The sequence below is a fragment of the Marinospirillum insulare DSM 21763 genome (assembly GCF_000686905.1).
In the GTDB taxonomy this organism is placed as follows: Bacteria; Pseudomonadota; Gammaproteobacteria; order Pseudomonadales; family Halomonadaceae; genus Marinospirillum; species Marinospirillum insulare.
This window is the reverse complement of record NZ_JMLW01000033.1, coordinates 1-23416: the sequence shown is the minus strand read 5'-3', so window position 1 is coordinate 23416 and position 23416 is coordinate 1. Positions and strand designations below refer to the sequence as shown.

Below are 23416 nucleotides of genomic sequence, written 5' to 3'. Positions count from 1 at the left end.
TTTTTTTGAGCGTTGTTTGATCCTTTCTTCGGTAAATTCGTGAGCCTGTTTAGGCCGATATCCACGTTTGCCTGTATTACGTTTAAGCTCTCGACTAATGGTTGATTTGTGAACACCAAGCGTTTTAGCGATCTCAGTTTGGGTTAAATTGTTATCAAGCAGGGCAGATATTTGGTATCGTTGCTCTCTGGTGAGCTGTGTGTAGTGTCTCATGTTTGCTTCTCATTCTTGGTCGATTGAAAAGCATAAGATGCTACAGCAGCTTGCCATCCAATCCTAGTTTAATGAGTTGCACTTGAGAGTTGAATCCAGGTAATAAAAAGGGGAATGTTATGGCTGGTAAACGAGTACTTATAACAGGTGCAGCGAAAGGAATAGGTTTTGAAATTGCTAGTGCCTTTTTAGAAGAAGGTGCCAGAGTTGCCATTCTTGACTTAGATAAAGAAGCACTAGCAGAGGCATTAGACCGGTTAGGCGGTGCTGGGCCAGACCGAATAGGTGTGGCTTGTGATGTAACTGATGAAGCAGCCTTAAAAACAGCAGTAGATGAAGTGGTAGAAAAGTTAGGTGGCTTAGACGTGTTAATCAATAATGCAGGTTTACAACACGTTGCACCCATTGAAGACTTTCCTTCCGACAGGTTTCGTAAACTCTTAGATATTATGCTGGTTGCTCCCTTCTTAATTATTAAGCAGGTTTTTCCAGTGATGAAGCGCCAGAAGGGTGGTCGAATTATTAATCTTGCCTCCATCAATGGTTTGGTAGGCTTTTCTGGCAAGGCAGGCTACAACTCAGCCAAGCATGGTGTTATAGGGCTAACCAAGGTTGCTGCTCTTGAAGGCGCAGAGCATGGCATAACAGTTAATGCCTTATGCCCAGGTTATGTTGATACAGAAATGGTGCGTGGCCAGCTAAACGATTTAGCTAGAACACGTGGTGTACCACTAGAGAAAGTATTAGAGGAGGTTATCTATCCTTTGGTACCACAAAAGCGTTTATTAGAGCCACGAGAAGTGGCTGATTACTGCCTGTTCTTAGCCAGTGGCCGCGGCCGCGGTATTACTGGCCAAGCTGTTGTTATTGATGGTGGTTATACCACTCAGTAATTGCAGGACACCCATTAACAGACTTTAAGAAGGCTTAAGCTTTAAGTTTTGAGCCACGGCCTTCTTATGTCTGAAAAACAATAAAAATAGGTGAATTATGAAGTTTCAGCTTTCATTCCGAAATACCCTCTGGGGGCTATTAGCTCTGCTAGTTATAGGGTTGGCTGTTCTAACGACTGTTGGTCTATATGGCTTACAGCAGCAAGGAAAAGCTTATAGCGCTGTAGCAACCACAGCAAATAAAGCTTTAGACATCTTGGCATTGGAAGCTGAACTACTACAAATTGAGTTACAACGTGAAAACCTAACGCTAGAACACTTGCCACAACTGCAAAAAAGATTAGTAGGCTTGCCTGATCAATTAACTCAAGCGCTTGATGGTCAACCCCAGCTACTAAATCAAGCAGAAGTGTTTTCTACGCAACTAGAACAAACTTTAGCATCCCAAGTTGCTTTTGGTTTAAATACTGCTGATGGCACTCAGGGTGAATTAAATGCTGCTGCTAATGAACTGGTATATGAGTTAGAGGGTTTATCTGCTTTGGTCACGCGTTTTACTAATGTGCGTAACTTAGAGAAAGATTTCTTTATAAACCCTAGTGAGGCTACAACTATTATTTGGCAAGAAGGCATAGTTACTTTCGAAGAAAGCCTAAAGCGCATAGGTTTTTATGATGATTTTGCAGCTCACCTGCAGCGCTATAAAGAAACTAGTAATTATGTTACCTACCTGCGCTTGCAGCTGGAAGAGGAAACACAGCAGCTTTTAAACCAACGTGAAAGTTTACTAGTTGCTTTGAATCGTGCTGCTCGGCAATCAGCGGGTTAAGAATTGCAAACAGCTGAACTTTTAGCGAGTGAACAAGCTGTTAAGCAACAGCGCACCATGCTGATAAATGGGTTAATTATTACTCTGTTATTAATGATCGCTATTATTCAACTAAATCGACGCCTTAATAACCGTTTGCAAGGCTTGTTGGAGTTCTTAAAGAAGGTTGCCGAAGGTGATTTGCGTCAACGCTTAACAATAATCTCTGAAAAAGATGAGTTCGATCAGTTGGCCAAGGGTGTTAATCAAACGGTTGCGTCACTAACAGGGTTAGTGGGTGATATTCAAACAAGTAATGAGCAGTTATTGCAAATGGCAACAGCCATGGAAGAGCAAATTTCTGGATTACAAAAAGAAGGGCTACAGCTCGATGATCGAAGCAGTGTTCTCGCTGCAGCTATGGAAGAAATTAGTGCTACCACAGATCAAATGGCTGTTGCAGCAACTGAGGTTGAAGAAGCCGCGGGCGAAACAGATGAAGCTGCCAACCAAGGTGGTGAAGTTATTCAGCAAGCTATCGAAGCACTGGAAGCGATTACTTTTAGGATGCAAGACATTGATGATCAGGTAGAGCAACTGGGTGAGCACTCACAACAAATAGGTGGTGTGCTTGAATTGATCAATGGAATTGCAGAGCAGACCAATCTTCTTGCATTAAATGCAGCCATAGAAGCAGCCAGAGTGGGTGATGCAGGTCGTGGTTTTGCAGTGGTTGCAGATGAAATACGTGCTTTAGCAGAGCAAACCGCTCAAGCAACACAGGATATTGATAGGCGGATAACTGGTATTCAACGAGATACCAGCACAACGATCACTTCTGTGCAGGCAGCACGCGAACAGGTTTCTTTAGGCCGAACGATGGGTCGTGAAGCTTTGCAGGCGGTGCAGACAATACAACAGGCTAGCAGTGATTCATCTACACGCATGAATCAAGTGCGTACCTCGGTAGCAGAGGTTGCAGAAACCACAGGTAGCATGACTTCCGATATGGATCAGGTTGCTGGGTTAGTTGGTCAGCAGCAATCTAGGGTAGAAAAATTAATGGAAGCGACTCGTCAATTACACCGACAAGCGGATGGTTTAACTAGTGATTTAAAGCGCTTTAAAACTTGATTAAATAGGAAAATAAAAAATGAATCAGCCTCTTTGGCAGCCATCTGCTGCAAATATTGAACAAAGCCCTATGCATCAATTTATGCAAGAGGTAAACAAGCGATATGCGCTGGATTTAAAAGATTATGGTGAGCTTTATGATTGGAGCGTTAGCAACCTAGAAGGTTTTTGGGATCAAATATGGGACTTTGGTGAAGTTGTTGGCACTAAGGGAAGCAATCGAATTTTAGAAAACCCCAACCTTATGCCTGGGGCGCGTTGGTTTCCTGATGCTAAATTAAACTTTGCTGAAAACTTGTTACGGTTTCGTGATAATTCTTTAGCCGTAGTTTCACTAAGAGAGGACGGCCAGCGCACTGCTTTAACTTATGCACAGCTCTATAAACAAGTAGCAGAAGTGGCTGCTGCTTTGAAGCTTGCTGGTGTTGTTTCAGGCGATAGAGTGGCTGGTTTTACACCTAATTGTCATTACGCTCTGGTTGCCATGTTGGCAGCAACGAGTTTGGGCGCTATCTGGTCGTCTTGTTCACCCGATTTTGGCTTTAATGGTGTGCTAGACAGGTTTGGGCAAATACAACCCAAAGTGCTTTTTGCTACCGATGGTTATATCTATAACAGCAAACGCATCAATAGCTTGCCGCAAGTGGCTGAAATAGCAGCAGCTTTAGAGGGTTTAGAGCAGCTAGTAGTTTTTCCTTTTCTTGAAAATCAGCCTGATACTTCATCTATACCAGAAGCAGTGCTTTGGGATGACTTCTGTATTGCTAGTACAGAAGTCATTGAGTTTGCCGAACTGCCTTTTGATCACCCGCTTTATATTATGTATTCCTCAGGTACTACGGGTGTGCCGAAATGCATAGTCCACTCAACGGGCGGCACTCTGCTACAACACTTAAAAGAACATCAGCTTCACACCAGCTTAACCCGTGAAGATACCATCTTTTATTACACTACCTGCGGTTGGATGATGTGGAACTGGCTAGTGTCTGGTTTGGCCGTTGGCTCTACTTTGGTGTTGTTTGATGGCTCCCCTTTTGCACCAGAACCTAAAGCTTTATGGGATATGGCAGAGCAAGAAAAAATCACCGTATTTGGTACCAGTGCCAAATACATAGCCGCTTGTGAAAAAGCAGGTTTACAGCCTAATAAAACTCATAAGCTACCCAAATTACGAGCAATACTCTCTACTGGTTCTCCGCTAGCGCATGAATCCTTTGAATACGTTTACCGCGATATTAAATCAGACCTGCTATTAGCTTCTATATCTGGCGGTACCGATATAGTTTCCTGTTTTGCGCTGGGTTGCCCAACGCGCCCTGTTTACCCTGGTCAGCTACAGTGCCGTGGTTTGGGTATGGATGTACAGGTTTATAACGATGCTGGCGAACCCGTGATAGGTGAAAAAGGTGAGCTGGTTTGTGTGAAACCCTTTCCTTCTATGCCGATAGGTTTTTGGCAAGACCCAAGCGCTAGTCGTTATCAAGAAGCCTACTTCAATCGGTTTGAAAATATCTGGGCACATGGTGATTACGCCGAAATCACTGCACAGGATGGAGTCATTATTCATGGTCGCTCAGATGCGGTACTTAATCCGGGTGGTGTGCGTATAGGAACCGCTGAAATCTATCGTCAGGTAGAAAAAGTCGAAGAAGTACAGGAAGCCTTATGCATAGGCCAAGACTGGAAAGAAGATGTGCGAGTGGTTTTATTTGTACGTCTTAAAGAAGGTTTCCAGTTAGATGAAGCACTTAAAAAGCGTATTTGCGCAACAATCCGTGCAGAAACTACACCACGTCATGTACCAGCAAAAATTATTCATGTGGCAGATATTCCACGCACCTTATCAGGAAAAATTGTAGAGCTAGCAGTACGAGAGGTTGTTCACCAAAGGCCGGTTAAAAATCAAGATGCTTTAGCTAACCCAGAAGCCTTGCAGTTGTTTGCCAACTTATCGGAGTTGCAAACAGATTAAAGCGTTTTGAAATTGTTCCGCTGTTGTCTTTGGCCACTGCTTTCGCTCCCTCGAACAGTGGTCTTTTTTTATTTGCTTGAAGCAGGTTTATTTAGACTTGTAACTGGCTAGAAAATAATGAATTCTAGCAACATGCTTAACGACCCTGATTTTAATAACCTATTACTAACTCTTGAAGCTTATCGGCACCGGCAACTGATATGGATAAAGGGTGATGTTGACTGGTGCTACAAGCAAGTTTTACTACTGTTAACTAAACAGCAGCAGCAACTAACTCAGCCTATGAAGGGCAGCTGGGTGCAAGCAGAAGTCAACCTAGATACGCTTCCTAAGTTGTCTGAAGATTTAGTGCATTTACCCGCTTCAAAAGCCCGTCATCGGCTTGGCAGTGAACAAGATGTTTTAGTCATAGATGCTTTTAGCGGTCTTAATCCAGATGCTTTAGGTGCTTTGGCAGGAACATTAAAGGCTGGTGGAGTGCTGTATTTATTAACGCCAGAAGACTGGTCAGCATCGGTTGACCCGGACTATAAGCGCTTGGCAGCTTGGCCTTTAGAAGCAAAAGACTTAACCCATTATTTTGTGCAACGCTGTGAAAGGCTTTTAATCGAAAAACAAGTGCCTCGCTTTAGCCAACAGCAAGAGAAGCTAGGTAACTGGGCTATTCCAAATGTTTTAACTGCTGCAACCGTTCAACCTAAAAATCAACCTTCTTTAAAAAAATTACTTTGGGGTGCTGTTAGTGAAGAGCAATCAACATTAGTTACCCAGCTAGTTGATTGGTTTGCCAGTAAACCAGTCGTACCTCTAGTGATTACAGCTAATCGAGGGCGAGGTAAAAGCGGTGCTTTAGGTTTGCTTTTGCGCGAGTTAATCCAACAACCTACTAGCAAAAAACTACTGGTCACGGCACCTTCTAGCGAAGTCACAACTGCTATTTTTGATCGGATAAAAGATTTACCGCTAGAGTTACAAGAACAAGTGAGCTTTATAGCACCCGATGCTTTGTTAGAAGAACAGCCCCACGCCGATTTGCTTTTAGTGGATGAAGCAGCAGCCTTGCCTGTACCCATCTTAAAATGTTTATTAGCGGCTTACCCTAAGAGTGTGTTTGCTACTACTCAAGAAGGCTATGAAGGTAATGGTCGAGGTTTTGCGCTACGTTTTACTCAGCACCTAAATAAACATACACCTAACTGGCTGGCGCTAACCCTTAGTCAACCTTTACGCTGGGCTGAAGGCGATCCTTTAGAAAAGCTAATCAATCGCTTGTTATTGTTAGATGCCCAAGTGACCGATCCAGCAAAAAACAGCAATAAACCTTCGACTTTTACTTGGATAAAACAAGCCGACTTATTGAGAGATGAAGCGTTATTGCAACAGGTGTTTGGTTTGCTGGTATTGGCACATTACCGCACCACACCGGATGATTTTCGTCAGCTGCTTGATGCGCCAGGTATTCATTTAGCCTGTGCTTGGCAAGGTGATCTACCTATAGGCTTGGCATTAATTCAAGAAGAAGGTGGTTTTGATGCCGAGTTAGCCCAGGCTATTTTTATGGGCAAGCGCCGACCACAAGGGCATTTATTAGCACAATCTTTAGCTTTTCATGGTGGGTTCGTGCAGGCAGCACAAGTAAATTGGTGGCGTATTCAACGTGTTTTAGTTCATCCTTTATTACAGCGGCAGGGTATTGGCAAACAGTTATTAAGTTTTGTGTTGGCAGAAGCTAAGCAGCAGCCAGCCTTAGACTTAATAGGCAGTAGTTTTGGGGCGACCACAGAATTGCTACCCTTTTGGTTTAGGGGTGGTTATCAGCCAGTGCGTTTAGGTATCACTAAAGACCAAGCTAGTGGTGAGCATACTTTACAAGTAGTACAGGGCATTTCAGTTAAGGGTAAAGCCTTGCAACAACAGTTAGTTGAAAGGTTTTCTCTAACTCTGCCCGATGCTTTAACCCTGTGGTTAAAAGCTTTGCCGGCAGATTTATTGATTACTATTTTACAAGCGTTGCCTTTAACAAAGGTTGCTTTAAGTGAACAAGATCAATTGGAATTAGATGCTTTTGCAGAAGGACATCGACCTTTAGCTGTAAGTCGAACAGTGCTTAAAAATTGGTTGTGGCAGGCTTTGGCAGAGCGGGCTAGAAGCAGCCAGTTAGTGCCTTGGGTGCAACTATTGTTACAAGAAGTGCCTGAATTAAAGTTACAGCAGCAATTAGGTTTAAAAGGAAGAAAAGCATTCGATCGCTGGTTACGTAACCAGCTTAAAACGTTATTAGAGTAGGCAGCAGGCTGCTTTTATTTTAAGATGCTCAACCTTAGTAGCTTTCAGTCTTTTGCGTACCTAGCCGGAGTTGTTCATGTTTAATCGTTTTTGGGTTTCCCTGTTTGCAGGGCTAGTTTTGTCTTTAGTGTTCGCTGGCAATCTACAGGCCAACACAAGCATAGGTTTAGGTTATGACTTAGCTCGCCAGCTAGATAAAAACCAAGATGATGGGCAGGTTAACCTTGCTCTACAGGTTTCTATTTTGCGTCGTTCTGCAATCGTTGTAGGAGCGGCTTCTGGAGATGCTTACCAAGTGGTCGAGGCTGGTTTTAAACGCTATAACGAAAAATATTTAAGTGGTAGCTTTTTTCAGCTAGGTGCAGGCTATTGGTATGGCGATAAAGACAAGGGTGCTAAATCTAAACTAGGTGCAGATTTACGCCTTGGTTATGAATTACCCATTACACGTAACTTGGTGGCTACGGGTGCCGTGTCTATGCTTTATGGCGTTAACAACCCTACAACAGGTAAAAGTGACGAGTTGCTTTTTCGTCCACATTTAGGCGTTATGTTTCACTTCTAAGCCATCCTTGGCTTTGAAAATCAATCTTCTGGTGTTACTAGGTGGGCTGTTAGCGCTTCGCGCAGTTCACCTTCAATTGGTAAAGAAGTTTTATTTTCAAAACTGTAATGCACTAAAATAGCCTCGCCACGTGCCCCCATTTTATTGTTTTGCCAAGCTTCTTGAATCACCACGAAGGAGCTATTTCCTATCTTGTTTAAGTAGGTACGCACTTCAATATCTTCTCCGTAAAAGAGCTCCCCAAGAAAATCTACTTTAATGCTGGCTAGAATTAGGCACCATTTTTTGGGGTCTAAGTCAGGGGTGAATAAACGAAATAAGTCATTTCGAGCGCGCTCAAACCAAACTGGCAAATGTGTGTTGTTGATATGTCCTAAAGCATCGGTGTCAGTAAAACTAGGTGCAAATTTAAGGGTAAACATAATTGATTTCCATTGGTGTTTTAGTGTTTAGTGGCAAGATGGTAACAAAACACTGCTATGAAGTAGTGGTTGACTGAACAGTCAATTAATCTAATAAATGTAACTGATTATCCTGAGTGAGAATTATGAACTTTGACTTTGTAACCCCAGTCGATCGCAAAAACACCGCTAGCTTAAAATGGCAGCGTTACGAGCAGCAAGATGTTATTCCCATGTGGGTTGCAGATATGGATTTAACTTCGCCACCAGGAGTACAAAAAGCGTTAAGTAAAGCAGTATCAGCAGGCGTGTTTGGCTATGGTGAAGTGCCACAAGGGCTTAATCAGGCTTTTATAGATTGGTGTGCTAGCCAATATAACTGGCAAGTAGAAAAAGATTGGCTGGTATGGATTCCTGGTGTGGTGCCAGGGTTTAACCTAGCCGTAGAGGCTTGGCTTAAACCAGAGCAGGGGTTGTTAGTTCAGTCGCCAGTTTATCCGCCGATTCGTGTATTAGGCAATCTACGCCAGCGGCCTAGTGTTGATCTACCAATGAGTGAGTCAATTAATAACTTCTCTTCTTACCTAAAACCAGAAACTTCAGCCCTAGTTTTATGTAATCCGCAGAATCCATTAGGTAAGGTTTATTCTCGCCAAGAATTAGAAGAACTCGCTGGATTAGCTGAAGAAAATGACTTGCTGGTTATTTCTGATGATATTTGGAGTGATTTAATTCTAGAACCAAGCTTGCGCCATGTGCCTTATGCCAGTGTTAGTGAAGTAGCCGCTCAACATTCCATTACCCTTATGGCACCCAGCAAAACCTTTAATATTGCTGGGCTATCTTGTGCTGTAGCCGTTATTCCTAACCCTAAATTGCGTGCCAGTTACCGTAAGAAAATGCGTGGCTTAATGCCGGATATGAACTATTTGGGTTTAGTTGCCGCACAGGCCGCTTGGGAAGGAGGGCATGACTGGCTAGAAGCACTTAAAACCCATTTGAATGCTAACCTGGATATTTTAGAAAACTGGCTTAAAGATTTTCCACAAATTGGCTATCAGCGCCCTCAAGCAACCTTTGTTGCTTGGTTAGATGTCTCTAGTTTGCAACTGGAGAATCCCTATGAAACCTTTCTACAGGGTGGCGTAGCTCTGTCACCTGGTGAAGCGTATGGTGAAAGCGGTTATTTACGACTTAATTTTGGTTGTTCAGCAGAGCAATTAAAACAAGCACTGCACCGTATGACTAAAGTGCTATACAATGTAGGGGTAATAAAATAGGTTATAAGCTTAGGCTTTAACTTTATCACTCTTCTTGTTGCCGGAGTCCTTAATATGGATTTTATGCGCCGCTCCCTTTTGGGACAATTAGCACGCCTCAGTGCTGGAGCCGCACTGGTTCCGCTTTCTAGTATTGCAGTTGCAGGAATCAATGCTCAGCCCGTTCGTCGAGAGGGTGATCCTACCAAGCGTTATGGCATGTTGATCGACTTGCGCCAGTGCATAGGCTGTCAGGCTTGCACGGTTTCTTGTCATATCGAAAATGATGCTCCCTTGGGTAAATTTCGTACTACTGTTTCTCAATACGAAGTTGAAGATCAAGCAACGGGTGGTCTAGCTACTTTTATGCTGCCACGTTTGTGCAACCATTGCGAAAACCCACCTTGTGTGCCTGTTTGTCCGGTAGAAGCTACCTTTCAACGTCAAGATGGCATAGTGGTTGTAGATAGTGACCGCTGTGTAGGTTGTGCTTATTGTGTTAACGCCTGTCCTTATGATGCACGCTTTATTAATGACAAAACTCAAACGGCAGACAAGTGTACCTTTTGTGCTCACCGCTTAGAGGCTGGCTTACTCCCTGCTTGTGTGGAATCTTGTGTCGGTGGCGCCCGTATTATTGGCGATCAGCTAGATCCTAACAGCCAGATTAGCCAAATGATTGCTGAATACGGCGACCAGTTAATGGTTCTTCAGCCAGAAAAAAATACCGTACCGCAGGTTTTCTACTTGGGTATGGATGACCGTTTTGTCACTCGCCCCGTAGCAGAAGCAGCACTACTAGAAGTCTTAGATGATCAAGGCAAGGAGATGGGTTATGAATTCCGTGGCCATTGAGTTATTAGCTCCGCGTTATCCGATTGCCTGGTACCCTTGGGCAGTTCAGTATTTTTTCTTAATCGCCCTGTCTTACGCCACTTTATGGCTGGCAGCACCGGCATTAATTTTTGGTAAAAAAGATTGGCTACCAACGGCGCGTTTAGCCCTTTTAGCCTGCTTGAGTGCCACCTTGGTTGCACCGGTTGCCCTACTAGCAGATTTACACCAGCCGCTAAGATTTTGGCACTTTTATGCCTATGCCAACACCCACTCGTGGATGTCAGTAGGTAGTGTCATTTTGCCGCTCTATTTATTTAGTGTGATGGGCTTAGCTTGGATGGCTTGGCGACCCGCACTTCAAGCCAATCGTGAAGCGCCTGGCTTTCTAGGTTTTGTTTCACGTTGGATATCTTTAGGCACTAGCCCTACACCTAAACCTTTAATGGTGGTTACTGGCTTGGTTGCCCTATTATTTTCAACAGGAATTATGCTCTATACAGGGGCAGAAGTAGCCATAGTTAAAGCGCGCCCACTTTGGAATACCTACTGGTTACCACCCATGTTTGTTGCCACGGGCTTTATTACCGCAACTGGCTTAATGCTGCTGCTTAACCGTGTTACTGGCATGAAAAACCAGCCAGTAAACAGCCAAATGTTAAAAATTATGTTAGTGGCGACTTTGGCAGCCGCCGCTATTGCTGCAGCTTGGGTTTTAGGTGGTATTAATGACCCACAAGGCTCTGTTGCTGCAGCGATTGAATCCATTCGTTATAGCGATTCTTGGCGTGCAACTGCTATTTGGGGAAGTATTACCGCAGTTATTTTGTTTGTAGGAACACTTTACCTGTTAGTTAGCAAAGCCAAGCGTCCTGCCCTGCATTCTTGGGTGTGGTTATTAGGTTTAGTAGCTATTCACCTGGGCTGGATGTTCCGCTGGGTAGTTTTGATGGATGTTCAGCATGTGGCACGTAATAGTGCAGGTTTTCACCATTATGGTATTCCAGCAGGTTCTTCTGGCTTGTTAGGCATAGTGGGTACTTTTGGTTTATGGATGGCAGTTATGTTGTTAATCGATTTGTTTGTTCCTTGGCGTGAAGCAAGACAGGGCGGTGTCGCTACCGATGTATCACCTGTTATTGATGCAGACACTGTTGATACAGAAACAAGAGCTAAACAAGATACTAACGCTGCTGAAGGAGCTCCTAGTCATGGATAAATCACGTCGTCGTTTACTTAAAGGTGCAGTTGCAGCAGGTGGTGCGGCCACTTTTGCAGCAGGTTATTCAGATCCTCTTATTAAACTGGCTAAAGGGGTAACTGGTAGCGCGGGTGAAAAACCTAAAGATCGTATTCACGGTAATTCACTGGCACCAGAATACTCGGTCGATTTAAAAACCGGTGAATTAACCCTTAATCCAGATCAGCGAGTTGCTTTTACTATTTGTTATGGCTGTACCACTAAATGTGGTGTTCGAGTTCGTATTGATAACACCACCGAAAAAGTATTACGTGTTTCGGGTAACCCTTATCACCCGCTATCGGCTGATGAACACCTACCCATGAAAACGCCGGTGGTTGAAGCTTTGCGTGGCTTAAGTGCTTATGATAACCAAGGCCAGCAAAACCGCTCTACAGCTTGTGCTCGTGGTAATGCCATGATGTCGCAGCTAGATAATCCCTTCCGTATAGATCATTGTTTAAAGCGTGTAGGTGGTCGGGGTGAACGCAAATGGGAAAAAATTTCTTTTGAACAGTTAATCGAAGAAATTTGTGAAGGTGGTGATTTATTTGGTGAAGGCCAGGTGGATGGCTTGCGCACTATTCATAATCACGATGAATTAATCGACCCTGAAAACCCTGAGTACGGCCCTAAAGCTAACCAGCTGATGGTTATGGAAGCGACTGACTATGGTCGCTCAGACTTACTCAAACGCTTCACTATGAATGCTTTTGCAACGCGTAACTACGGTCACCATGGTTCTTACTGTGGTCTAGCCTTCCGCATGGGCTCAGGTGCGGTGATGGATAATTTAAAGACTAATGCTCACGTTAAGCCAGACATAAAAAATGCAGAATTTATTATGTATATAGGTACTGCACCTAGTCAGGCGGGCAATCCCTTTAAATTACAAGGGCGTTTGCTAGCTAAAGCACGTGCTGCAGGTACTTTAGAATACGTTATAGTCGATCCAGCACTGAATGCTGCAGCCTCTCATGCGGCTGATAATAACCATTGGGTGCCAATTAAGCCAGGTTCTGACAGCGCTTTTGCTATGGCAGTTATTCAATGGTTATTGGATAACCAGGGTTACGCTAAAGACTTTTTAGAGCTGCCTGGTCAAAAAGCTGCTAAAGCAGCCAATGAAGTAAGCCATTCCAACGCTACGCATCTAGTGATTACTACAAAAGGGCACTCACGAGAAAACTTCTTTTTAAGAGCCAGTGACCTAGGTTTAGCTGAAGCAGGTGATAAAAAAGATGTTCCTCTAGTCGTGAATGCGGCTGGCCAACTGGTAGACAGCGAATCACTACTTAAAGCAGAGTTGTTTGTTGAGCGTGAGGTTCAGCTAGCCAGTGGTGAAACAGTTCAAGTAAAAAGCAGCATGACCTTGCTGCGCGAGTCAGCTAACGAGTATGACCTAGCTACCTACGCTGAACATTGCGGTATTGCTAAAGAAAAAATTATTGAGCTAGCGGCTAAGTTTGCCAGCCATGGTCGTCGTGCAGTGGTTAACTGCCATGGGGGCATGATGTCGGGTAACGGCTTCTACTCAGCTTTTGGTGTGCAAATGCTTAACCTCTTAGCTGCTAACTACAATCGTAAAGGGGGTAGTGCAGTAGGTGGCGGTAAGTTTAATGGTAATGGCAAAGGTCCACGTTATAACTTTGCTGAATTCCCCGGCAAGCGTGGCCCTAAAGGGGTATTTTTATCGCGTTCGCGTTTTCCTTACCACAAGTCTTCTGAGTACAAGCGCAAGGTAGCGGCGGGTGAAAATCCCTACCCTTCTCGTGCGCCTTGGCGTCCTGTTGCGCCACCTACTTTAACTGAACATTTGCCTTCTGCCTTAGACGGTTACCCCTACCCAATTAAAGCTCTAATAGGTTGTATGGCTAATCCTATTTATGGTCAGGCAGGTTTAGAAGCCACTATAGCGGAGAAGCTTAAAGACCCTAGGCGTTTAGGCTTGTTTGTAGCAGTCGATGGTTTTATTAACGAAACTAACCGTTTTGCTGATTATATTGTGCCTGACTCAGTGATGTATGAAGTTTGGGGTTTTACCAGTTCTTGGAAAGGAACAATTGGCAAATTAACCACTGCTTGTTGGCCAGTAGTTGAACCTCGCCAACAAAAAACGGCTGCAGGTGAACCGGTCAGTATGGACACTTTCTTTATTGAGGTAGCTAAACGCTTAGGTTTACCAGGTTTTGGTGAAAACGCCATTCCAGATGCAGAAGGCAATTTGCACCCACTCAATCGTGCTGAAGATTATTACCTGCGTGTAGCGGCTAATATTGCCTTTATGAATGGTCAGTTACCTTCCGCTAGTCAAGAAGATTTAGCGCACAGTGGTATTGAGCGTTTATTACCTGAAATTGAAAAAACCCTAAAAGAAGATGAGCGTGGGCCAGTCAGCTTTATGTATGCACGGGGTGGGCGCTTTGAAGATGCGAGTGAACATTACCAAGGTGAACAGCTAAAGAATGTATGGCGTAAAACCTTGTGTATTTATAGCGAAACTATAGGCACTAGCGTTGACACTATGAATGGTGAGCTAAACTCAGGTGTGCCGCGCCACAGCCATCCTTTGCTAGCCAATAAACAAGCCATGCGTGAAGTGTTTACTGAACAAGAATGGCCGTTATTGGCCTTCTCGTTTAAGTCCAACCTAATGAACTCTTATGCCATAGGTAACGAACGTCTACGGATGATTAAACCCTATAACCCAGTGCAGATGAACATTAAGGATGCGCAGCGTTTTGGTATTAATCATGGCGATACGATTAGTATTGAAAGTCCTGGTGGCGAAGTGGTGGGTTTAGCCTTGGTGAGTGAAAGTGTGATGCCGGGTTCTTTAGGTATAGAACACGGTTATGGACACCGAGATTTAGGTGCAACACCACACATCATTGATGGTGAATCTCAGCCAGATATGCCCTGGATGCGGGCAGGTCTAAATATTAATGATTTAGGCTTCCGTGACCCAACTCGTAACGTAGATGGCACCTGGTTAGAACCGATTAGTGGTGCTTCAGTTCGCCAAGGACTACCCGTGCGAGTAACGCGCCTAGGTACCAGTTGATTTATACTAGTCTAAACACTAGATAAAATTATGTTACTGAGGGTGTAAGTAGTAATTTACCCGCCAGTCATATTCATCATGCGAACCACCTGAACCTCACCATCATTCGTAAAATGGTGGCGTTCAGGTTTAATGGCCATAGAATCAATAATGGCTTGCTTTAGTGGTTGGTCGTTATGAGGCTGGCCCTTTGGTGAAGGGTTGCGTAAGTAAGGGCGTAGATCTATCGAGTGTTCATTACCTAAACACAGCAGTAATCGACCTTCAACCGTGACTCTAACGCGATTGCAATCGCCACAAAAGTTATGCGAATGAGGGGAAATAAAGCCTAGACGTATAGCAGAGTCTGGCATTTGGTAATAACGAGAAGGGCCTGCTGTTGTAGAGCTCACAGGTTTAATAGAATAACGGCTAGTAATAATTTTGCGCACTTCATCACTAGAGCAGTAAGTTTCACCACGCTCATGGTCTGAAACCACACCCAAAGGCATTTCTTCTATAAAACTAATATCAATTTTTTTATGCCGCGCAAACTCAACTAAATCTAAAACCTCATCTTCATTACGACCTTTCATAATGACTGCATTGAGCTTAATACCTTTAAAGCCAGCGTTAATAGCAGCATCTATACCATCTAGCACCTGTTGCAAACTACCTGTGCGAGTAATGCGCTTAAATTTTTCTGGGTTTAAAGAATCTAGGCTAATGTTTAAACGCTTTAAACCACTGGCTTTTAAATCTTTAGCAAAACGAGGTAGTTGGCTGCCGTTAGTGGTCATGGCAAAATCCTTTAAACCCAACCCACCAATGTAATCAATTACCTGCATTACATCGCGTCTAACTAGGGGCTCGCCACCCGTTAGACGAACTTTTTCTACACCCAGTTCAGAAAAAACTTTGGCGATACGACCAATTTCTTCAAGGCTTAAAATGCTTTCTTTAGGCAAAAAAGTCATGCTTTCGCTCATGCAATACACACAACGAAAGTCACAACGGTCGGTGACTGATAAACGTACATAATTGACCCGACGGCCAAAGTTATCAACCAGTATTTCTTTTTGAGCAAGCTGATTCATAGCTAGTAGGCCTCCGCTCTAGGTAACCAGCGTTCTGCTGCTTGGGAGTCACTTGTACGAGCACTAACCCAATAGTCACCCGTTAAGGTATGTTCTTTCTTCCAAAAAGGGGCGCGGGTTTTTAGATAATCCATAATAAAATTACAAGCATCAAAAGCATCTTGTCTGTGCGCCGAAGAAGTTGCCACCAAAACGATAGGGTCGCTGGGTTCCATGCGGCCAATACGGTGAATAATACGTGTTCCTTTTAGTGCCCAGCGTTGCTCTGCTTCTTGAAGAATGGCTTTAAGTGCCTGTTCGGTCATGCCCGGGTAGTGTTCTAAAGTAAGAGCTTGTACATCGGGTCTTTCGTTAAAGTCTCTTACATAACCAGTAAAAGTTACCAAAGCACCTAGGTCACTTCGCCCTTGAGTAAGTGCTTGTGTCTCTTGGTTTAAGTCAAAAACTTCTGACTGAACACTAACATGGTTACGGCTGTACATAATTTAGCCCCCAGTGACCGGTGGAAAAAATGCGACTTCATCACCTGCTTTAATTTGATAGCTGGGCTTAACCATTTGTTGGTTAACCGCCATTAACAAGTTGTGGTTGGCTAGGTGTTTATCCCATTGTGTATCACGGTTACGTAGTTGGGTTAATAAGTCAGCAAGGCTAGGATTAGGTAAGTCGTCTAAGGTTAGCAATAACTTATCCACACCCAGTTGCTCACGCAATTCAGCAAAAAAATGCACACTAAACTGATTTTCTACAGTGGGTGGCGTCATTGCTGCAGTTTGATTAGCCTGTTTGCTTGTAGTTGTTGAGTTTTCTTCTTCGTTAGAGAAATCCCAATCACCCGACTTGCCACCTTTTTTTTCTAAAACTCTTATACCTTGAATAATCATGCGCTTATCCACGGCTTTACACATATCGTAAACCGTTAAAGCTGCAACTGAAGCGGCAGTAAGCGCTTCCATTTCTACCCCTGTTTGCCCTGCTAGCTTACAAGTGGCATGAATAAGAATACCAGGCAGGGACTCATCGGCAGTGAGATCTACTTCAACCTTACTCAACATAAGTGGGTGGCAAAGTGGGATTAGCTCAGGCGTTTTTTTGGCTGCCATAATGCCAGCAATACGTGCTGTGGCTAGTACATCGCCCTTAGGGTGACCACCTTCAATAATCAGATTTAGAGTAGTGGGCTGCATTTTTATGCTGGCACAAGCAGTGGCTGTACGTGAAGTGATTTGTTTTTCTGAAACATCCACCATGCGCGCTTCACCACGGGTGTTAAGGTGGCTTAATGGATTTGCAGTATTCATAAACTAACTCCTTTATAGCCGGGTAACCATTCATAAAAAGGATAAATATTAACCAAGTCGCCCGCGGCAATTTCTGCTTGATCATCAGGAATACGAATTAAACAATTTCCTTCATGTGCAGAAGTTAAAATACCCGAACCCTGTGAGCCAGTAGTGCGGACTTGCAGTTGCCCATTGCTAGTAAAACTATAAATACCACGATGAAAATCACTACGTCCCACTCGGCTAAATAAAGTAGTTTCTGCTACCGCTGGCCAAATAGCTGGGTGACTTTTAGCTTCAGAAGTATTCTCACCTTGCAGCCTTCTAATTAAAGGTTGAATAAGCAACATAAAGGTAACTAGGGTAGCAACTGGGTTACCCGGCAAGCCGGCAAACAAGCAAGTTTGGCCATTGGTGTTTTTGCCTAAATGACCAAAAGCAAAAGGACGACCTGGCCGAAGGGCTAAGCGCCATAAACGGGTTTCACCTAAAGCTTGTAAAGCTTGTTTTACAAAATCGGCATCACCTACAGACACGCCACCGCTAGTTAGCACTAGCTGATGGGTTTGGCTGGCGTTTTTTAAGGTAGAAATCATGACTTCTAAGTTGTCTGGCAAAATACCTAGATCTGACACTTCACAACCTAAAGCCTGCAACATGCCTAATAAGGTAAAGCGATTTGCATCATAAATACCGTTTGTAGCTAGTGCTTCACCAGGTGCAGTGACTTCATCGCCAGTAGAAAAAATAGCAACTTTTAAAGGTTGGTGAACCTTAACTTGGGCAACGCCTAAAGAGGCTAATAAACCTAATTGAACCGCACCCAAACGAGTGCCCGCAGTTAGTAAAGACTGACCCTGTTGAATATCTTCACCCGCTTGCCTGATATTACTGCCAGCCTGAAGGGTATCAGTGTTAGTGAAGCTAACCTGTTCGCCCTCAACTACACATTGTTCAATCATTACGACTGTATTTACACCCTTAGGCAAGGCGGCACCCGTGGTTATATAAACCGCTTCACCAGTATTAATAGGTTGATCAAAACCTTTACCTGCTAAGCATTCACCAACTATTTTCCATTGCTTAAATTTAGCTAAGTCTTGGCCGTTAAAGGCATAGCCATCCATCGCTGAGTTAGTGTTTTGTGGCACATTAATGGGAGCAGTTACGGTTTCAGCTAGGGTGAAGCCAGCCGCTTGTGCAAGAGGCAAGTTAAGCTTAGAGGTAACTTGAGTGGCAGAGCTTAAGACAGCTTTAAGGGCTTCTTCTAAAGTTAGTTGCTTTTTTTGATCAGTCATTTCAAAACAAGTTAGGCTCATTTCAGCTCCTTAGCTTACAAAAATCTAAAATAAAGCCTTCAAGCAGCTCTAAATTATTAAGGTCTAGCTTAGGCAGTGTACAGTCTGCGGGTATAGCTGTTAAATCATCGCAAGCGACAGCAACAATATGAGGGTCTTCTTGATAGCGCCAAGGCTTACCTACTGAAGGGCGGTTCAGCTCAATTTTTGGAAATGCTTCTGCCTTAAAACCTTCAATGAGTACTAAATCTAGCTGGTCAGTAGATAAGTGGCTAAGGAGTTCATCTAGCATAGGGGGTTCGTTACGCTCATCTTCAACCATTAATGCCCAGCGTTTGTGAGAGGCAATTAACATTTGTTCAGCACCCGCATGGCGAAGTTCGTAGCTATCTTTACCAGGTGTATCCACATCAAAATCGTGGTGAGCATGTTTAATGCAGCCGATGCGCAAGCCCCGCTGACGTAAGCGTGGCAAGAGTGCTTTTAGTAGGGTGGTTTTACCTGTGCCACTCCAAGCAGCAAAGCCAAGTACGGGCAAAGGGTAGTTAATCATTTAGCGCTGACTCCTTAGTGGATCGCCAAGTTGCTTAAGAAAAGGCTGCTTTAAGAGTAAGGCATATAAAAATAAAATTCAGGGAAATAAGCTACTTAAGAATATGTCATACAAGTGAGTGAGCTTATATTGATCTTAAGAGGTAGCTAAAAGTTAGCAAGTCTTTAATTAAGCCTAAAACATTTCATCTAACTTATTGAAATTACGTAAGCTTTGCGAATTAAAAACAACTTTACAGCTACCTATTTCTGCGTACCAGCGTCTAGGTTTAAGTTCGCCTTTTGCGATAGCTTGTTCTAGTTGTTGGGCTAGGGAGGTGCGTAGTAAAGCCACCACAGGTTGTAAGTTATCACCATCGCTGGCAACAGCTATATCATAGTTTTGTTCAGTAGCAGCTAGGTATAAACGCAGGGCTAAATCTTCAGGAAGGAAAGGTCCATCACAGGGTACAAAGAGTGTCCATTCTTGGGTGGAAGCCTGTAAACCACTTAGCATCCCCATTAAAGGGCCATGAAAGCCAGTTTTAATATCTGTAACCACAGGAAAACCTAAAGCGGCGTAATCATCCAAATTACGATTAGCATTAATAGCTAGGTCAGTTACTTGTGGGGCAAGGCGATTAATAATGTGCTGAATGAGTGGTTGTTGTTGATAACTTACCCAGCCTTTGTCTTTTCCGCCCATGCGCGAACCCTGACCACCAGCCAGAATAACACCACAAATAGGTAAATTAGAGGACGGCTGAAGAAGGTTCAGCAAGGAAAAACCCATAACATAAAAAGAATCCAGAAAATTAAGCAGCTACACTAATACTATTAAGTTCTTTGATGAGTGTATCAGTATCTGGCTTAGCTTGTGCCGCGTAAGCAGCAGCGACTTGTCTAGGCTCGGGTGCGCCAGCAGGCTTTAGGGTGGTAATAAACTGTAGGCGTGGATACTCTTCAGTTAAAGCCCGCAGCCAACTAAAGTAGCCAGAGTTACCTTGAACCAAAGCCTCTCCCATATCACTTTGAATACTACGCGCTAAACTACGGCTGTAAGTATCTTCAACCAGCGTAATGTTGTGATGTGTGGGTGGGCGGTTAACATAATTTGTTAAACCGGGAGGATCAAAAGAAGTGGGGATGTGGTTAGGGTAAATGCTCTGCGGTGCGTAATTTTGTACCGGCAGATTATTATACAAGTGATGCAGGTCGGGTGAGTAAACAGGTGCCATCATCAAACTTAAAACCAAAGAAAACTGCGCACCCTGCGCTGAGTTCAGCGAGGTGTTCAGTGATTCTTGGACTTCAAGTGATTTTGTATAAGCGTTTTCTATACGCATGACGGCAACACAACCTTTCAGATGTATAAAATGGTTACGTCTATAGCTTCGGCACTCAATTAGAAAACTTTAGAGAAAAACCTAAAACTTATCGCTTTCATAGTAAGCAGTGACTTTCATAACCAACAGCAGCTTGCTAGACTGGCTAAGACATCTTGACGGGGTGCCCGAACACTTAACAGTAATCCAATGTAAAAAGTGCCAAGGCTGAGATAACACCCGTTGAACCTGAACCGGTTAGTACCGGCGTAGGAATCGAGATACTTGCATTAACATCAGCTCGTCCTGTCCGCCCGTCCGGTTCCCGCATTTTATTAGCTTAACGTGGGAGCACATTATGTTTACCAGCCAGCACTTAAAAGAAACGGCACAAGTCGATTCTGCCAGTGTTCAGCCTTTACCTAATTCACGCAAAGTTTATTTAGAAGGCTCACGCCCCGATATTCGCGTACCTTTCCGTTCCATTAGCCAGGCCGTAACCGCCACCGATTCAGGTGAAGAATACAACCCAGATATTCTGGTTTACGACACCTCTGGCCCTTATACCGACCCTAAAGCCAGCATAGATATTCGTAAAGGCTTGCAACCATTAAGAGCGCAATGGATTGAGGAGCGTCAAGATACTGAACTGCTAGAAAACCTAACCAGCGAGTTTGGTCGCCGCCGTAGCCAAGACCCCACCCTAGAAGCTTTACGCTTTGATTTGAAACGCCAACCACGCCGCGCCAAAGCCGGTAAAAACGTAACCCAACTGCATTACGCTCGCCAAGGCATTATTACCCCAGAAATGGAATTTATTGCCCTGCGTGAAAACCAAAAGCGTTATGAATTAGGTAGCGAAGCAGTTGAAGAATTATTAAACCAGCAGCACTCAGGTCAGTCATTTGGTGCGGCTATTCCAGAAGAAATTACCGCGGAATTTGTGCGTGAAGAAGTAGCAAAAGGGCGAGCGATTATTCCTTGCAATATAAATCACCCAGAAACTGAGCCGATGATTATTGGCCGTAACTTTTTGGTGAAAATTAACGGTAATATCGGTAACTCAGCCTTGGGTTCTTCCATTGAAGAAGAAGTGGCAAAAATGACTTGGGGTATTCGTTGGGGTTCCGACACCATTATGGATCTCTCAACAGGTAAAGATATTCACGAAACCCGTGAGTGGATTATTCGTAACTCGCCCGTACCGGTTGGAACAGTACCTATTTACCAAGCCCTAGAAAAAGTAAACGGCATCGCAGAAAACCTAACTTGGGAAATCTTCCGCGATACCCTAATTGAACAAGCTGAACAGGGCGTGGATTACTTCACCATTCACTCAGGCGTATTACTACGCTACGTGCCATTAACTGCCAAACGCTTAACCGGCATAGTGTCACGCGGTGGTTCAATTATGGCCAAATGGTGTTTAGCGCACCATAAAGAAAGCTTCCTTTACACCCATTTTGAAGATATCTGCGAAATTTGTACCCAGTACGATATAGCTCTTTCATTAGGTGATGGTTTGCGCCCAGGTTCGGTGGCGGACGCTAACGATGAAGCCCAATTCAGCGAACTAGAAACCCTCGGCGAACTCACAAAAGTGGCTTGGAAGCACGATGTGCAGGTAATGATTGAAGGCCCTGGTCACGTACCCATGCACTTGATTAAAGAGAATATGGACAAGCAGCTAGAATGCTGTGACGAAGCACCCTTCTATACACTTGGCCCTTTAACCACTGATATTGCACCTGGTTACGACCACATCACTTCCGGTATAGGTGCAGCAATGATCGGCTGGTACGGCTGTGCGATGTTGTGTTATGTAACGCCTAAAGAGCACCTTGGCTTGCCAAACAAAGACGACGTTAAAACCGGCATCATCACCTATAAGATTGCCGCCCATGCTGCGGATTTAGCCAAAGGCCACCCAGCAGCACAGCGCCGTGATAACGCCCTTTCTAAAGCAAGGTTTGAATTCCGTTGGGAAGACCAGTTCAATCTAGGTTTAGACCCAGATACCGCACGTAGCTTCCATGATGAAACCCTGCCCAAAGAATCAGCCAAAGTTGCCCACTTCTGCTCCATGTGCGGGCCTAAATTCTGCTCGATGAAAATAAGCCAAGAAGTGCGTGATTTAGATGAAAAGCAAGTCGCAGCCATTAATGCACAAGCGCATGAAGGCATGATCGAGAAATCGAAAGAGTTTTTAGCCACAGGTTCAGAGATTTATCACAAGGCGTAATTAGCTAAACTCATCACTAGGCTACTAGAAGCCTAGCTAAACCTATAAAGTGTTTGGCTGGGCTTTTTTGCGTTCAAGCGGCAAACTTATTTAATTGTTGGCAGAGAAAACAAACTAGGAAATAAAGCCTTGATTCATATAGAAGATAAAAACGAGTATTTATCTGTAACTTTTACTGACCAAGATTTTTCAGGGCAAGAAATTGCCTCTAAAGAGTTTGATGGCTGTACTTTTAAAGGCTGTAATTTTAGTGAGGCAATTTTTAAGCGTTGCAACTTTGTTGATTGTGAATTTGTTAACTGCAACCTAAGCAATGTAGAGCTGGGCTACAGTAAGTTTTCTGAAGTGGTCTTTTATGAATCCAAGTTAGTTGGCGTAGATTGGACTAAAGCCGCTTGGTCTAACTTTGCCTTTGCTGCCCCCATTAAGTTTTATAAATCTATCCTTAATGACAGCTCTTTTTATGGGCTTTCCTTTCAAGACTTTGTACTTGAAGAAAGCAAAGCTCATGGTGTCGATTTTAGGGAAGGCGATTTTAGTCATTCAAGCTTCACCTATACCGACTTTACCAACAGCTTATTTGGCACAACTAACCTAACCAGTGCTGATTTTTCAGAAGCAACCAACTACGTTATTGATGTTTATCGGGCTCTTCGCATTTAAGGGTGTAGAAAAGATCTGGCTCACTAGAAAAGGAGTCGGGTTTCTTAGAGAATGTAAGTTCCAACACAAACAAAACTAAGTCCCCCGACATGAGCAATCTTACCTTTTCTACCCCTGACCTTTCCACCTTTTGCCAATTAAATAAACTCGGCCTTGTTGCCACTGGACAGCATATTACTGAAAAACACGCTGTTATTGAGTGCCGTTTCGCTCAATCGCCAGAGCCTTGCCCTGAGTGCGCTGCTTGTGGCAATTCACGTGGCACTATTGATAGGCGTCTTGCCCACGTGCCTTATGGTCAGCGAACGACCACGTTACTGCTGCGTATT

The 23416-nt window shown here is 43.9% G+C and carries 21 protein-coding genes, 1 pseudogene and 1 riboswitch; of the genes and pseudogenes, 13 read left to right on the top strand and 9 right to left on the bottom strand.

What is annotated here, in order from left to right:
- The coding region (locus BP27_RS17015; protein ID WP_027851735.1) for a helix-turn-helix domain-containing protein at positions 1-213 on the bottom strand (213 nt) is incomplete at its 3' end.
- A 119-nt stretch (positions 214-332) separates the two neighbouring features.
- Here BP27_RS17015 and BP27_RS0111845 point away from each other — a divergent pair.
- The 6 genes from BP27_RS0111845 (at position 333) to BP27_RS0111820 (ending at position 7871) form a co-directional block, all read left to right on the top strand.
- A complete protein-coding gene (locus tag BP27_RS0111845; RefSeq protein ID WP_027851734.1) occupies positions 333-1106 on the top strand; it encodes a 3-hydroxybutyrate dehydrogenase in 774 nt (257 codons plus the stop codon).
- A gap of 97 nt (positions 1107-1203) precedes the next feature.
- Entirely contained in the window at positions 1204-1935 is a 732-nt protein-coding gene (locus tag BP27_RS0111840; protein ID WP_027851733.1) for a hypothetical protein, read from the top strand.
- 3 nt (positions 1936-1938) lie between these two features.
- Entirely contained in the window at positions 1939-3048 is a 1110-nt protein-coding gene (locus BP27_RS0111835; RefSeq protein WP_027851732.1) for a methyl-accepting chemotaxis protein, read from the top strand.
- Between the two features lie 19 nt (positions 3049-3067).
- Positions 3068-5020 (top strand): acetoacetate--CoA ligase, encoded by a 1953-nt coding sequence (locus tag BP27_RS0111830; protein ID WP_027851731.1) that lies wholly within the window; start codon positions 3068-3070, stop codon positions 5018-5020.
- Between the two features lie 117 nt (positions 5021-5137).
- Entirely contained in the window at positions 5138-7306 is a 2169-nt protein-coding gene (locus tag BP27_RS16180; RefSeq protein WP_051610547.1) for a tRNA(Met) cytidine acetyltransferase TmcA, read from the top strand.
- 76 nt (positions 7307-7382) lie between these two features.
- Positions 7383-7871, top strand: a complete 489-nt coding sequence (locus tag BP27_RS0111820; RefSeq protein ID WP_027851730.1) for a hypothetical protein — start codon at positions 7383-7385, stop codon at positions 7869-7871.
- Positions 7872-7891: 20 nt separating this feature from the next.
- On the opposite strand, the gene BP27_RS0111815 is transcribed toward BP27_RS0111820, so the two are convergent.
- Positions 7892-8293 carry an acyl-CoA thioesterase gene (locus BP27_RS0111815; RefSeq protein ID WP_027851729.1) on the bottom strand — a complete coding sequence of 134 codons (402 nt, stop codon included), beginning with the start codon at positions 8291-8293 and terminating at the stop codon, positions 7892-7894.
- A 125-nt stretch (positions 8294-8418) separates the two neighbouring features.
- Between BP27_RS0111815 and BP27_RS0111810 the strand changes: the two genes are divergently transcribed.
- Genes BP27_RS0111810 through BP27_RS0111795 form a run of 4 tightly spaced genes read left to right on the top strand, consistent with a single transcriptional unit; the run spans position 8419 to position 14669 of the window.
- A complete protein-coding gene (locus BP27_RS0111810) occupies positions 8419-9552 on the top strand; it encodes a MalY/PatB family protein (RefSeq protein ID WP_027851728.1) in 1134 nt (377 codons plus the stop codon).
- A gap of 54 nt (positions 9553-9606) precedes the next feature.
- Positions 9607-10386 (top strand): sulfate reduction electron transfer complex DsrMKJOP subunit DsrO, encoded by a 780-nt coding sequence (gene dsrO / locus BP27_RS0111805; RefSeq protein WP_027851727.1) that lies wholly within the window; start codon positions 9607-9609, stop codon positions 10384-10386.
- Complete coding sequence (nrfD, locus tag BP27_RS16175; RefSeq protein WP_084324593.1) at positions 10367-11584, top strand: NrfD/PsrC family molybdoenzyme membrane anchor subunit; 1218 nt, start codon at positions 10367-10369, stop codon at positions 11582-11584. Before dsrO ends, nrfD begins: the two co-directional genes overlap by 20 nt.
- Complete coding sequence (locus BP27_RS0111795) at positions 11577-14669, top strand: molybdopterin-dependent oxidoreductase (protein ID WP_027851726.1); 3093 nt, start codon at positions 11577-11579, stop codon at positions 14667-14669. The genes nrfD and BP27_RS0111795 overlap by 8 nt, the downstream gene beginning before the upstream one ends.
- Positions 14670-14725: 56 nt before the next feature.
- On the opposite strand, the gene moaA is transcribed toward BP27_RS0111795, so the two are convergent.
- The 7 genes from moaA to BP27_RS0111760 form a co-directional block, all read right to left on the bottom strand.
- Positions 14726-15745 carry a GTP 3',8-cyclase MoaA gene (gene moaA, locus BP27_RS0111790; RefSeq protein ID WP_027851725.1) on the bottom strand — a complete coding sequence of 340 codons (1020 nt, stop codon included), beginning with the start codon at positions 15743-15745 and terminating at the stop codon, positions 14726-14728.
- 2 nt (positions 15746-15747) lie between these two features.
- On the bottom strand, positions 15748-16227 hold the full coding sequence (moaE, locus tag BP27_RS0111785) for a molybdopterin synthase catalytic subunit MoaE (protein WP_036240209.1): 480 nt from the start codon (positions 16225-16227) through the stop codon (positions 15748-15750).
- Positions 16228-16230: 3 nt separating this feature from the next.
- A complete protein-coding gene (moaC, locus tag BP27_RS0111780; RefSeq protein WP_027851723.1) occupies positions 16231-17046 on the bottom strand; it encodes a cyclic pyranopterin monophosphate synthase MoaC in 816 nt (271 codons plus the stop codon).
- The gene (moeA, locus tag BP27_RS0111775; RefSeq protein ID WP_027851722.1) at positions 17043-18347 is read right to left on the bottom strand and encodes a molybdopterin molybdotransferase MoeA; all 1305 of its coding nucleotides are present in this window, start codon (positions 18345-18347) and stop codon (positions 17043-17045) included. Before moeA ends, moaC begins: the two co-directional genes overlap by 4 nt.
- 1 nt (position 18348) lies before the next feature.
- On the bottom strand, positions 18349-18879 hold the full coding sequence (gene mobB / locus BP27_RS17310) for a molybdopterin-guanine dinucleotide biosynthesis protein B (RefSeq protein WP_027851721.1): 531 nt from the start codon (positions 18877-18879) through the stop codon (positions 18349-18351).
- Positions 18880-19053: 174 nt separating this feature from the next.
- Positions 19054-19638, bottom strand: coding sequence for a molybdenum cofactor guanylyltransferase MobA (gene mobA, locus BP27_RS16170; protein WP_160169840.1), 585 nt, complete (start codon positions 19636-19638; stop codon positions 19054-19056).
- Positions 19639-19672: 34 nt separating this feature from the next.
- Positions 19673-20203, bottom strand: coding sequence for a hypothetical protein (locus BP27_RS0111760; protein ID WP_027851720.1), 531 nt, complete (start codon positions 20201-20203; stop codon positions 19673-19675).
- A 149-nt stretch (positions 20204-20352) separates the two neighbouring features.
- A riboswitch (TPP riboswitch) is annotated at positions 20353-20475 on the top strand.
- A 65-nt stretch (positions 20476-20540) separates the two neighbouring features.
- On the opposite strand from BP27_RS0111760, the gene thiC reads away from it, so the two are divergent.
- From thiC to BP27_RS16160, 3 genes and pseudogenes are all read left to right on the top strand, one after another.
- Positions 20541-22424: a phosphomethylpyrimidine synthase ThiC gene (gene thiC, locus BP27_RS0111755; RefSeq protein WP_036240207.1), complete on the top strand. Its 1884-nt coding sequence runs from the start codon at positions 20541-20543 to the stop codon at positions 22422-22424.
- Positions 22425-22553: 129 nt separating this feature from the next.
- Positions 22554-23087, top strand: a complete 534-nt coding sequence (locus BP27_RS16165) for a pentapeptide repeat-containing protein (protein WP_051610545.1) — start codon at positions 22554-22556, stop codon at positions 23085-23087.
- A gap of 89 nt (positions 23088-23176) precedes the next feature.
- Positions 23177-23416: pseudogene (locus BP27_RS16160) on the top strand (ISL3 family transposase); the annotation flags it as partial.